16 protein-coding genes are annotated in these 12,385 nt (G+C 33.6%); 9 read left to right on the top strand and 7 right to left on the bottom strand.

What is annotated here, in order from left to right; all coding sequences use genetic code 11:
* Positions 1-102: 102 nt before the first annotated feature.
* From ACLKMH_RS15310 to ACLKMH_RS15295, 4 genes are read left to right on the top strand one after another with little or no spacing between them, the layout of a single operon-like run.
* Entirely contained in the window at positions 103-1,038 is a 936-nt protein-coding gene (locus ACLKMH_RS15310) for a GGDEF domain-containing protein (RefSeq protein WP_413698925.1), read from the top strand.
* Between the two features lie 22 nt (positions 1,039-1,060).
* Positions 1,061-1,624, top strand: a complete 564-nt coding sequence (locus ACLKMH_RS15305) for a GNAT family acetyltransferase (RefSeq protein ID WP_413698924.1) — start codon at positions 1,061-1,063, stop codon at positions 1,622-1,624.
* Positions 1,625-1,638: 14 nt separating this feature from the next.
* On the top strand, positions 1,639-1,983 hold the full coding sequence (locus ACLKMH_RS15300; RefSeq protein ID WP_413698923.1) for an HD domain-containing protein: 345 nt from the start codon (positions 1,639-1,641) through the stop codon (positions 1,981-1,983).
* On the top strand, positions 1,980-2,228 hold the full coding sequence (locus ACLKMH_RS15295) for an HD domain-containing protein (RefSeq protein ID WP_413698922.1): 249 nt from the start codon (positions 1,980-1,982) through the stop codon (positions 2,226-2,228). The genes ACLKMH_RS15300 and ACLKMH_RS15295 overlap by 4 nt, the downstream gene beginning before the upstream one ends.
* A gap of 47 nt (positions 2,229-2,275) precedes the next feature.
* On the opposite strand, the gene ACLKMH_RS15290 is transcribed toward ACLKMH_RS15295, so the two are convergent.
* The 3 genes from ACLKMH_RS15290 to ACLKMH_RS15280 form a co-directional block, all read right to left on the bottom strand.
* Positions 2,276-2,941 carry a response regulator gene (locus tag ACLKMH_RS15290; protein ID WP_413698921.1) on the bottom strand — a complete coding sequence of 222 codons (666 nt, stop codon included), beginning with the start codon at positions 2,939-2,941 and terminating at the stop codon, positions 2,276-2,278.
* Between the two features lie 126 nt (positions 2,942-3,067).
* Positions 3,068-4,117 carry an ATP-binding protein gene (locus ACLKMH_RS15285; protein WP_413698920.1) on the bottom strand — a complete coding sequence of 350 codons (1,050 nt, stop codon included), beginning with the start codon at positions 4,115-4,117 and terminating at the stop codon, positions 3,068-3,070.
* Entirely contained in the window at positions 4,060-4,461 is a 402-nt protein-coding gene (locus ACLKMH_RS15280; RefSeq protein WP_413698919.1) for a hypothetical protein, read from the bottom strand. The genes ACLKMH_RS15285 and ACLKMH_RS15280 overlap by 58 nt, the downstream gene beginning before the upstream one ends.
* A 392-nt stretch (positions 4,462-4,853) precedes the next feature.
* Here ACLKMH_RS15280 and ACLKMH_RS15275 point away from each other — a divergent pair, with 392 nt between their 5' ends.
* From ACLKMH_RS15275 to ACLKMH_RS15260, 4 genes are all read left to right on the top strand, one after another.
* Positions 4,854-5,531, top strand: a complete 678-nt coding sequence (locus ACLKMH_RS15275) for a hypothetical protein (protein WP_413698918.1) — start codon at positions 4,854-4,856, stop codon at positions 5,529-5,531.
* An 18-nt stretch (positions 5,532-5,549) separates the two neighbouring features.
* Positions 5,550-5,906, top strand: a complete 357-nt coding sequence (locus ACLKMH_RS15270; RefSeq protein WP_413702364.1) for a GGDEF domain-containing protein — start codon at positions 5,550-5,552, stop codon at positions 5,904-5,906.
* A gap of 367 nt (positions 5,907-6,273) precedes the next feature.
* Positions 6,274-6,846, top strand: coding sequence for a crotonase/enoyl-CoA hydratase family protein (locus ACLKMH_RS15265; protein ID WP_413698917.1), 573 nt, complete (start codon positions 6,274-6,276; stop codon positions 6,844-6,846).
* Positions 6,830-7,153 carry a hypothetical protein gene (locus ACLKMH_RS15260; RefSeq protein ID WP_413698916.1) on the top strand — a complete coding sequence of 108 codons (324 nt, stop codon included), beginning with the start codon at positions 6,830-6,832 and terminating at the stop codon, positions 7,151-7,153. The genes ACLKMH_RS15265 and ACLKMH_RS15260 overlap by 17 nt, the downstream gene beginning before the upstream one ends.
* A gap of 26 nt (positions 7,154-7,179) precedes the next feature.
* On the opposite strand, the gene ACLKMH_RS15255 is transcribed toward ACLKMH_RS15260, so the two are convergent.
* Genes ACLKMH_RS15255 through ACLKMH_RS15240 form a run of 4 tightly spaced genes read right to left on the bottom strand, consistent with a single transcriptional unit; the run spans position 7,180 to position 10,812 of the window.
* Entirely contained in the window at positions 7,180-7,338 is a 159-nt protein-coding gene (locus tag ACLKMH_RS15255) for a hypothetical protein (protein ID WP_413698915.1), read from the bottom strand.
* Positions 7,319-9,730, bottom strand: a complete 2,412-nt coding sequence (locus ACLKMH_RS15250; RefSeq protein ID WP_413698914.1) for an ATP-binding protein — start codon at positions 9,728-9,730, stop codon at positions 7,319-7,321. The genes ACLKMH_RS15255 and ACLKMH_RS15250 overlap by 20 nt, the downstream gene beginning before the upstream one ends.
* 31 nt (positions 9,731-9,761) lie before the next feature.
* Entirely contained in the window at positions 9,762-10,193 is a 432-nt protein-coding gene (locus ACLKMH_RS15245) for an HD-GYP domain-containing protein (RefSeq protein ID WP_413698913.1), read from the bottom strand.
* Positions 10,186-10,812 carry a response regulator gene (locus tag ACLKMH_RS15240; protein ID WP_413698912.1) on the bottom strand — a complete coding sequence of 209 codons (627 nt, stop codon included), beginning with the start codon at positions 10,810-10,812 and terminating at the stop codon, positions 10,186-10,188. The genes ACLKMH_RS15245 and ACLKMH_RS15240 overlap by 8 nt, the downstream gene beginning before the upstream one ends.
* A gap of 525 nt (positions 10,813-11,337) precedes the next feature.
* Between ACLKMH_RS15240 and ACLKMH_RS15235 the strand changes: the two genes are divergently transcribed.
* A complete protein-coding gene (locus ACLKMH_RS15235; RefSeq protein WP_413698911.1) occupies positions 11,338-12,357 on the top strand; it encodes an ABC transporter substrate-binding protein in 1,020 nt (339 codons plus the stop codon).
* Positions 12,358-12,385 lie beyond the last annotated feature (28 nt).

Here is a 12,385-nt window from a genome sequence, read left to right as displayed (position 1 = left end):
TATCGTGCCCGTGACCTGCCTGTCTCTGAACCCTATGAAATTAACATAGATAATGATACCGCGGATCTCAATCGTATTGTTGTTTATGTAAATTATAAAGTAATGGACTTTAATAATCAGTTTATTGGGCTCATTGGTATTGGTTTGACTGTCAATAAAGTTCGCAACTTGATCGAAAAATATCAACAAAAATATAATCGAACCGTATATTTTACTGATAAAAATGGCGCTATAACTTTAGCTGGTTCTGGTTATATGGGAGCCAAGAACTTAAATCAAAATAAAGGTCTAGTAGACTTATCAACGCAAATTTTAAAGGACGATAATGTCAGCTTTTCATATAAGGTAGAGGATCAAACGGTTTATCTTGATAGTCGCTTCGTACCAGAATTTAAATGGTATTTGATAGTTGAACAAAGCGAATTAGAGGGCCAGCAAGATTTAATGAATACCTTATGGCGGAATATTTTATTTGGCTTCTTAACTACCTTAGCATTAATGCTATTAGCTAATCGTATTCTTAGTAATTATCAACACAAAATTGAATCAATAGCGACTACGGATACCTTAACTAAAGCATCAACCCGACAAGCTTTTGATGCTTATTTCGAAGATATTATAAACCGTTCAGATGCTCCTATTGCGTTGATAATTCTAGATATTGATGACTTTAAACAAGTTAATGATAAATATGGTCACAATACGGGAGACCAAATTATCAAAACTATTTCAGATATATTATTAACCGGAAGACGTGAAAACGATTTGCTATGTCGTTGGGGCGGGGAAGAGTTTATTCTGTTATTACCTAATACAAGTTTAGATAAAGCCACTGATATAGCAGAAAGGTTAAGGGCTTTGATTGCGTCGCACATTTTAAACGTTAATGAGGTTGAATTAACGATTACTGCTAGCTTTGGTGTGGCACAAAAGCAATTAAATGAAACTAAAGCGCAGTTAATTAATCGTGCTGACTTAAGCCTATACCAAGCAAAAACATCAGGAAAGAATCGCGTCTCTATTTCTGATGGATCCTAATTTTTTCACAACGAGATATGCAATGAATTTTGAATTAAGAAATGCCACCTTAGCTGATATAGAAGAAGTTTTAATATTACATTATCGTTATCAAATCGATTCTATTAATGATGAAGATAAAGCTGATGGTTTTATTACCACAGCCTTTACTAAAGAACATCTACAAAGCTTGATTGAGCAAGAAAATGGATTATTTATCGCATCGATTGATAATAAAATAGTTGCCTATGCGATGGTCGCTTCTTGGCAATATTGGTCTCAGTGGCCGATGTTTGAGTTTATGATTAAACATTTACATGATTCTGCATGCTTAGGTGAAACCATTACAATTGATAACTCTTATCAATATGGGCCAGTTTGTGTTGATAAGTCGGTCAGAGGAAAGGGAGCTTTTGAAAGTGTATTTAATTTTTCGTTAACTGAAATGTCAAAGCGATACCCGATTATGGTCACTTTTATTAATATAATTAATCCGAGATCTTATCAAGCACATACAAGTAAAACTCCATTACAGGTAATTAAAGAATTTGATTTTAATAATAACCATTATTATAAACTAGCTTGTAAAACTCACGATAAAAATTAATCATCAGGAATACTATGACTCAACTAGAACAACAATTAGATTTTTTATCACAAATTGAACAATTAAAATCTATTTACCGACAAACAACAGTTAAGCAAGATAAAAATCGTCAAGAAAATAGTGCTGAACATAGTTGGCATATTGCTTTAGTGGCGCAGGTTTTACAACAGTATGCGCAACAGGATATAAATATACACCGTATAACATTGATGCTATTAATCCACGATATAATAGAAATAGATGCAGGTGATTTATTTGCTTTTTCTGAATCTCATCATCATGAACAACAGAGTATTAAAGAACTAGTCTCGCAGAACGTTTATTTGGTTTATTACCTGGTGAACAGGGAATACAAATGAAGAGTTTATGGCTTGAGTTTGAAAATGCTGAAACTGACGATGCTAAGTTTGCTAAAGCGATGGATAGAATTCTGCCACTATTTCAAAATATGGCGAATAATGGTGGAAGTTGGGTTGTACATTCAGTTAAAAAGCAACAGGTATTGGATCGTAATAGTTATTTAAAAGATAGCGCACCTAAGCTTTGGTTATACGCCTGTGAACAAATTGATTTAGCGGTACAGAAAGGTTGGCTAATTGCTTAAAAATAGGCTCTTTTGTATAAGAGCCTTTAACACCTTTAACTTTTTTATTAAAAAACCAGCCTATACCCAGCACCATATACAGACTGAATTAAATCTGCACCATCACTTATATCAGAAAGTTTCCGACGTAATTTTTTGATATGACTGTCGATAGTTCTGTTATTTACAATACGGTTATCAGAGTACATATTATTCATTAGCTGTTCCCTAGTAAATATTCTGCCAGGTTTGCTATATAGTGGTTTTAATAACTGAAATTCCACAGAGGTAAGTGAAATCTCATGACCGTCGTAATGAACAACTAATCTGTGTTCATCAAGCGAAAATAAACTATTTTCGGTTTCTACCTTTTGTGTTCTTCTTAGTACCGCTTTTACTCTGGCCACAACTTCACGTGGACTGAAGGGCTTACAAATATAATCATCTGCACCAAGTTCTAATCCTAATAATCTGTCTATTTCATCTACTTTAGCGGTTACCATTAAAATAGGTACATTAGAAAATTGACGAATTTCTTTACATAACTGAATGCCATCTTTTCCGGGTAACATGATATCTAACAAAATCGCATCAGGTTGGTTAGACTTAACCCAATCGATAACTTGATCACCATGATGAATTAAATTCGGTTGATAGGCTGTTAATTTGAAGTAATCCGCTAATAAATTAGCAAGTTTCACTTCGTCCTCAACAATTAGAATAGAATTTGACATTTTATGTTCCTTTTAAAGCTAAAATTTAGGCTTTAATTAATAATTTTGGGTTATTGCGAGTAAGTATTTTTTTAAAGAAATAAGCAATTTCAATCATTAAATTAGATACCTTGCTTGTTCGCATCGTTATTGTTCATATGGGATAGATATTACAATGGCTAGTCCACCCAAAGGTGACTTTTCTGCGATGATGGTACCTTGATGCGCCGCAACGATATGTGCGCAAATAGATAAGCCTAAACCAGAACCACCGGTTTTTCGATTGCGAGAATTTTCGACTCGATATAAGTATTCAAACAAATTGGCAAGGTGCTTATCAGGGACACCAACTCCATTATCTTCTACGGTAATAATTACTTTTTGATTATCAAGGGTTTTGTCGACCGTTAGTGAAATTTTAACCAAACTTGCCTGTGCGTATTTAATACAGTTATTTATTAAATTATCGAATAATTGACATAGACGCGAGGTATCTACAAAAATATTGATTGGAAGAAGATTAATATCAATTTCAAGTTTAATACCTGAATCAGCGAGATAACTATTATATTTTTTTACCTCAGTATTTAGCCATGCGGGGAAAAGTTCATTTTTTTTGCGATAATGCATTCCACCAATATCAGCGCTGGTTAGTTGGTGTAAATCATCGATTAAATATTGTAAGTGTTTAACTTCATCATTTGCTGATTCAATATTTTCTGTGCTGAGAGGGCGAACATTATCAATCATTGCTTCTAGTTCACCGCGAAGAATAGCAACTGGAGTACGTAATTCGTGTGAAATATTAGCTAACCAACGTTTTCGAGCATTTTCGTTTTTGTCTAAAGTTAAGGATAATTCATTAAAATCTCGAATTAGATCACCTATTTCATCCTTTCTTTTCAAATCTACGTGTTGATTATATTGACCTTGAGTTAATTTATGCATGCCATTCATGATTAGCTTTATAGGTAAAACTAAGTGCCGAGCGAGTGGTAATGTTAACAAGGCAACAAGCAACATAGTAATCAGTCCTATTAACCACAAATATTGTTTTTGTTGTTCAATAAAATCTAGCTCGTATCCATCTATAATTTGTTTGTGTTTAGATATTGCCAAATAGCCAACATTAACATTATCTACTTTGATCGGTGTTTTACTATACTCTCTATCTTTAATGTAGTGACCAGCGACCACTGCTTCGTTATTATCAAGTAAAGCGAAAGTAGCTTGGAATGGAGGTGGAAATGCTTCAGGGCCTTTATCAAAGGGAAGTCTTTTATCATCTTGTATTCTTGGAGGCGCAGGTCGTTTTTGTTGGAAGTTAGGGGAGGGTTTTTATTAAATTTAGTCTGTTTTTCTGGTAATACCCTGTCTATTTGAAATTCACTGCTTTGTAGCTGTTTGAATATTAGCGTACCAAATATCTTGTGCTCACCCTGTAGTTGAGACCAATCATTATCCTTTTTATACTCTTCTAACAGTTTATCCACTAATGGAGCTAATGCTTCGACTTCTTTTGTATTTACATATTCAATCATACCTCTGCCAATACTCCATTGCATTAGCATTACGAGAGCGGTTACGAGGAGTAAACTGAAGCTGAATAACATCAAAAATAATTTGTTATGAATTTTCATCTTGTGATGTCTCTTAAAGAAATTTAGTCATGAAATATAGAGTTATAATCAACCTCCAAATTAGCAAACTTTGTTTTTAGTATCTAAACCAAATTTACATTATACTGCTTAATTGTGCATGAAATGTGCATTAATTGTGAAAAGGCATGTAATAATTAGATACTTTAAAATATGCTACTTTGCACATTGTTTCTGATTTCTGTCGCAAAAAAAGTTAAGGACATCGATTTTATTATTTTCTTAGTCTATAACTAAAAGATCGTTTTATTTATAAAGTTGAAAAAGGATATTCATTGCAAAGATTAGAAGCACAGGAAAAGAAGAATGTTACTTTTTATCAATCTGTCATTGTAAAAATATTTTCTTTAGTGGGAATGAGCATCACTGGAGTAATGTCCTTAGTGGCGTTTTTTAATGTCAGCATTATATTAGGTATTGTTTTAGCTTTATCGAGTATTGTTTTCTTTGTTGGCTTTTATTCAATTAGAGTAAATAACAATCTTAAACTAAGTTCCAATATCGTTTTATATTCTCTTTATTGCTTAATGCTTTATTTAGCCTTTGATGGTGGTGTTGAAAATACTGGCCCTTTATGGATTTTTATTGTCCCACCAGTATCTCTTTTTATACACGGGTTAAAAAAAGGGATGGTCAATATTCTTATATTTATTTTTCTTGTTTCCATTATTATATATTTTCCGCAGGACATCATTGCTCATGCCTATTACTCCGACGAATTTAAGCTACGATTAATCCTATCTTTTTTAACAGTGACATTTCTTTCTGCTTTATATGAATCATCAAGGTCTCAATCCTACAAACATATTTTGGAATTAAGTAAGAAGTATGAGCAATTAGCACGTTTCGATTCTCTGACTAAATTGTCTAATAGGCGAGATGCGCTTAATATCCTAAAGTATGAACAAAAAAATGCTTCGAAGTCATCAGACAATTGGTTTGATCCTTTGTGATATTGATTATTTTAAAAAATAAATGATAAATATGGCCACAGTATGGGAGACAAAACACTTACTGAGCTATCTAAACTATTTAAAGCGCAGGTTAGAGAGCAGGATTGTATTGCAAGATGGGGCGGAGAAGAGTTCCTGTTTATCTTTCCAGAAACAACGATAGAACACACTTATATGATAGCTTTAAAAATACAAGTCGCTTTAGAGAAGCATGAAATAAAATGTAAAGATAAGCCTATTAAAGTTACTGTCAGTATGGGGATTTCAAAACTTGATAGTCACAAAACAATTGATCAAGCAATTAATACTGCTGACAAGTATCTATATCAGGCTAAAAACGCAGGACGCAATAAAATCCTTCCTCATTTTAATTAAATAACCTTATTATGTTGTCACCCTTAACTCGTTAAAGGGTGACGAAATTTTGACAGCCTTCACAAATAACCATGCATTTATATGTCAGTTAATCATTTCGATAATTAATGTTTTGTACTCAATACTCTTCTTCAACGAGAGAAAATACTATATTTCCCCTATGTTATAAGGTTATTTTCAATTAATACTATAAGTCTCTGATGTAAATCAATTTTGAAAATATTGACGCTTATTTTTCGTTCTTCTTGGCACACTATATGCTTTGTAATAACTCGCGTACTTCTGGTGTTTAAAGGAAGAATTAAAAAAACATATCGCTCATCAACAAAGTTTACTGGGCAACAGCGAAATATTTACGGAGAAATATATGATAGATAACCTAGCAAGAGTAATAAACTTTTCTGAAGATGAGCTACCACAAGTTCAATATTCTCAACTGACAACTCATTACGATGAGAAATACAAAGTGGGTTGGTATTACATGAATGCCAAACCTCGTTCATGTTTTACGTCTGTACTATTAGATGAAATTAATGATTACCAACAAAATGTTAAATCTGATATGTCGTTGAGTGGGCAGAAAAAATATAATTATTTAGTACTTGCCTCTGATGTTGAGGGCACCTTTAATCTAGGTGGAGATTTAGCTGTATTTTTTGATTTGATCAAACAAAAAGACAGAGATGGTCTATTAGACTATGCAGTGAAATGTATCAATGTTTTACATCAAAATATAACTCATCTTGACAGTGAGCTAACCACTATCGCACTTGTACAAGGTGACGCATTAGGCGGTGGATTTGAAGTCGCTCTGTCTAGTAATGTTTTAATCGCAGAGAAAGGCACTAAATTAGGCTTACCAGAGGTATTATTTAATCTTTTCCCTGGTATGGGAGCTTATTCCTTACTTAGTAGAAAGGTTAGTGTCTGCAAAATCTGAAGAAATAATATTAAGCGGAAAACTCTATACCGCTGAAGAACTCTTCGAACTTGGAATCGTTGATATTTTAGCTGAAAAAGGAGAGGGTGATCTTGCAGTATATAAATATATTAATGAAGCAAACCGTAAGTCAAACAGTTATCAGGCAATTAGAAAAGTAAGAGATATATGTGATCGTATTCCTTACCAAGAACTTTTAGATATAACTAAGGTATGGGTAGATTCAGCTCTGCAAATAACAGATAAAGATCTTCGAATGATGGAGCGCCTAGTTATGCGCCAAACTGCAAAAAACAGTAAACAGTAAACAGTAAACAGTATTTCAGGTATAAACTATGTGTTGCCTTGGGAAATAGAATCTTCCAAGGCTTGCACCGTTTTATCATAGGCATAGTTTATATCATCAACTAATGTCTTCAATTTTTTAGAACCTATATCGTATGGTTTAAATAGTTCGCCTTTATGACAAAGTTCAGAGAGTCGTTTCTGCACCAATTTCTGCTGATGAACCTTTTAATGCGTGTAAAGAGTCTCGGAGTTGTAAATAATCATTGTTTATTGAAGCTTGTATGATGTCGACATGTTTCCTTCCATCTAGTATGAAGCCTTCTACTAAGTTACGCATAAAAGTAGGATCTTTATCGAGTAAAAACAATTCATTAAGCGTGATTTTATTGCACCAATCATTGTCTACTTGAACTAAATATGGAAAGGTCTTTTTACTAGGAGTAGGTGCTCGAGAAATTGAAAAAACAGAATCCTTTGAATTACTTTTCTTTTTTGTTCTTTTAGAAATATCAGCAATTTTTTCTAATAAGCCTCGTGAGTCTATAGGTTTGGTTAAAAATGCATCTACGCCAAGCTCCATGCTAAGTTCACGTGCCTCAAGTGTCGCATCGGCAGTTAGCATAATAATAGGAAGTTTCTCACCAGATTCCATAAAGCGAGTCGCTTTAACCACATCATCACCAGAGCAAATTGGCATATTTTTATCTAATATTAAGAGATCAATGTTGTCAAAATCACGTGCTAAAATATCTAATGCTTGCTCACCATTATCTGTGACAACGACGGAATGACCAGCATTAGTTAAAATGCCGCTGATTACCTGCTGATTAACTTTATTATCTTCAGCAACTAATATATTTAATGTTTGTGCACCAGCATGGCTAGCATAATATTCTGCGATAGAAATGATATTGTCACTATCATTAAAATTACTTTGAATCGCATGAAGTGCATTAAATAATGAACGCTTATCAGTTAAATCTTTAATGGTGGAAATGTATCCTTCATAAAGATCTTGTTCTGCCCTTGAAGAGTTATCTAAATCAATTAATACAATTGGAAGTTCATTAATTAGATTTTGCGCTCTCAACATATCTGTAAATTCAGAGGGAGAACTATCTCCTAAACTATCTTTATCGATTAGAATAATCTTATAGTTTATATTCAATGATAAAGATTGTTTTAACAATGATAATGCATGACTAGGGGATTCAACAAAGTCAGCAGTTAAATTCCAGGATTTTAAATAGGGTTTTATTGTTGTTACTGTGTCATTAGGGGCAATTACTAAAAGGTGATTATTATTAATATCTAGAAATGAATTGGGAATAACATCAAAAGTTAATTCAAACCAAAAAGTTGAGCCTTGATTTATTTTACTGTTAACACCAATTTTGCCACCCATTAATTCAACCAATTCTCTTGATATTGTTGTACCGAGTCCAGTGCCTCCTGGGTGTAATCCGGCTGAACCATTAACCTGAGTAAAACCATCAAAAACAAAGTCTATGGAAGCATCTTCAATGCCGATACCTGTATCTTTAATATCGAAACGAATGCTTGTTGAGTGTTCATTACCCTTGATAACAGAAATGTGTAAATTGATTGATCCTTGATGAGTAAATTTAATCGCATTGCCCACTAAGTTTATTAATACTTGACGAATATATTGTTGATCGCCCTTGAGCAAAAAAGGAACATTAGAGTCAATAGTTGAAGTTATGATAAGATCTTTCTTTACAGCCATTACCTTCTGAGAGGCGGTGACAGAATTGATTAAGGCATGGAGGTCAAAGGGGTCTTTTTTGATGATAATTTTTCCAGCTTCAATCTTTGATATATCCAATACTTTTTCGATAAGCCCAAGCAATGTCTTAGCTGAACTATGCATAGTTCCCACTAGGTCACGCTGTTGATTATCTAATTTTGTTTCTGTCAACAAATCACCTAAACCCAAAATTCCATTTAATGGTGTTCTTAGTTCATGTGACATATTAGCTAAAAAACGGCTTTTAGCTTGATTCGCTTTTTCAGCCATAGTGATAGTCGCATGTAGTTTATTAATTAAAAAAATTGAATATAAGGGAATAAGTGTAATTATGATTAGTAGACTAATAGAGAGAGGTCGATAAATATGCCAGTATTCTCCCCAAATAATTGCACAGGAAAAACCGATTAACCCAACAGCTAATGAAATATATAGGTATTTCACCCCGTATCTAAAACCGTTTCCTAAAATAACCCAAAGATAGAAAACAAATAAATAAATCATTCCACTTGCATCGGTATACATCAGGATAGAAAGTGAGATGAGATCTAAATTTATACCAAGTACTTTTCTAAGTGTGCTAGGTTTAGGGTTAATTGCAATTGCAATTAAGATCGTAATTGCGACAATAAAATAAATTAAAACAATAACATTAACGGTAGATATTTGATCTCCGTAAAATGGTTGTTCACTTCCCCAAGATAGTGAAAGAGCAATTCCTAAAATAATGCTGATAATAAGTCGAATGACGGCTTGTTCTGGTTCAGAATCACCAGTGTTTTTTAACTTATGTTTTATTGATACTATTTTATTTAAAACTTCTTTCATGAAGAGGTCAAATCCATTTACTGGCTTATAATTAATTATCAGTATAGTCTTTTTGTATTTCTAGTATTCTATTAAGTCGCTTACAAAAGGCATCCACACATTGTGGGTCGAATTGAGTGCCAGAATTATCTTTGATAAAACTAACGGAATCTTCAATAGACCAAGCATGTTTATATGGTCTTACTGATCGCAACGCATCAAAAACATCTGCTACGGATACAATTCTTGCTATTAATGGAATGTCAGAACCTTTTAATTTATTTGGGTAACCAGATCCGTTAAAGCGCTCATGATGATTTAGGGCGATAATAGCGCCCATTTGCATATATTTTGATTGGCTATCCGAAAGAATTTTATAACCAATTGTAGTATGAGTTTGCATAATAGCCCACTCATCTTCTTCAAAACGGCCTGGTTTTAATAAAATATGGTCAGGAATACCTATTTTACCGATATCATGCATTTGTGCTCGCATGCTCAAGGTCATCACATTGCATTTCTGTTAATCCAAGTTCTTCGGCAATTTCTCTTGAACATTTTGCCATTCTGATTACATGATTACCTGTTTCTTCGTCACGATATTCGCCTGCTTTTGCCAAACTTAATATTGTTTCTTGTTCTCTTTGTAGAATTTTCTCAGTCGCTAATTTAACTTCTTCTGATAACAAGTTAGCTTTTCGTTGAATTATTTTATGCTGATGATGTATTTTGAGTAAATTGCGACAACTGGTTCGACATTCTATTTGATCTATAGGCCGGGTCAAAAATGCAGTTGCTCCTGCTTCAAGTGCATCATAACGAACTGCTTTATCACTTATAACAGTAATCATCATTAGTGGAATGTGTTCACAGGCATCTATTTTTCGAACAGCTTGTATAAATTCAATGCCATTCAAATTGGGCATTTTATAATCTGTAATAATGAGGTCTGCTTGGTTCAAGCTGATCCAGTGAAGTGCTTCCTGAGGGTCAGAAAAATCAATAACATTGATGTCATCTGCAATTTGTTCGATGATTTTACTAAGAATCATTCTGCCTGTAGATTGGTCATCAACAATGACAACTTGTTTTTGGTTATTCAAAATTTAACTTCCCTGCTGAAATAAATACTCACATTTTCGATAGTTGTAACTAATAAAAACCGAAACCAGATTTATTACTTAAAAGATAATAGTTTTGAAAACTAGCCGATAGATTTGCTTAAAGCAAGCTAACTGAATGAGAATGAGTTTAATTATACAAACATTTCAGATCCTTAGCTGTTTTTTATTGTTGACCTTTGTAGGCTATTGAATGACCATCAATGAAAATTTAATAGGTGAAAGGGTAATTGAAATGACTGCAAAGTAGTGCTAACTCAAATTAATTAAAAAGTATAATATTAATTTACATAATTTGATTCTTTTTATTACGTAATTTCGCCATGTTAATTAACCATTAAAATCAATTGTTTATGGGGTTGTTTTTTTGATTCTAAATCATTTTTTTGTAGATGATGATATTGTCAAAAATAAAGGTTTACTTATGGTTTATGTTTTTTTTATGTTTATTGTATTTGTTTGCTGTATCCTTAAAAAAGTTTTTAACGGAATAAGGATTTTACTACAATGAAAAAACTATTAACTTCTTCATTACTACTAGCTAGCGCTACATTTTCAATGTCAGCATCTGCAAGTGAGTGTGGAACAGTGACTATTGCCGATATGAATTGGAACTCTGCTACTTTGATCGCCAATATTGACCGTTTCATTCTTGAGCATGGTTACGATTGTGATGCAGAATTAGTACCCGGTGACACTATGCCTACTGGGGTCGCAATGATCGAAAAAGGCCAACCTGATATTGCTCCTGAATTTTGGAGTAATTCAATGAAAGACGCCTTAGATAAAGGTGTTGCAGAAGGGCGTATACGTTATGCTGGAGTTACGCTAACCGACGGTGGTCAAGAGGGTTTTTGGGTACCAGAATATATGGTTAAAAAAGATCCGACATTAGCTACTATTGAAGGTATTAAAGCAAACGCTAAGTTATTTAAACACCCAGAAGATCCAGAAAAATCGGCATTCATGGGTTGTCCTGCTGGTTGGAATTGCCAAATTTCTACATCTAATTTATTCGAAGCAATGAATTTTAGCGCTTCTGGTTTTGATTTAATTGATCCAGGTTCTGGTGCTGGTTTATCGGGTTCGATTGCAAAAGCTTACGAACGTGAAGAAGCTTGGTTCGGTTATTACTGGGCTCCAACGGCTGTTTTGGGTAAATACAAAATGGTGATGGTTGACTTTGGTTCAGGAACTGATGAAAAGCATTTCCAAGAATGTATCACTCAAAACGATTGTTTAACGCCTAAACCAACTATGTATCCACCAGCTCCAGTAGAGAGTGTTGTGACTGAAGAGTTTGCAAAAAGAGCTCCTGAGGTTATGGAGTACCTTGGAAATCGTTCATTTGGTAATGCGCAGATGAATGAATTACTAGCTTGGATGGAAGATCAACAAGCTGATGGTGAATATACTGTAGAACATTTTTTAACAAATTATGAAACTACCTGGATGAAATGGGTAGATGCACCAACAGCAACTAAAATTAAAGAAGCATTAGCAAGCACTATAAGTTTTACCTTTTAAAGCCCGGGCCTTCCGGGCTTTTTCATAT

It is taken from the genome of Psychromonas sp. KJ10-10, from assembly GCF_047323245.1.
In the GTDB taxonomy this organism is placed as follows: Bacteria; Pseudomonadota; Gammaproteobacteria; order Enterobacterales; family Psychromonadaceae; genus Psychromonas.
This window is presented reverse-complemented; position numbering and strand designations above follow the sequence as displayed.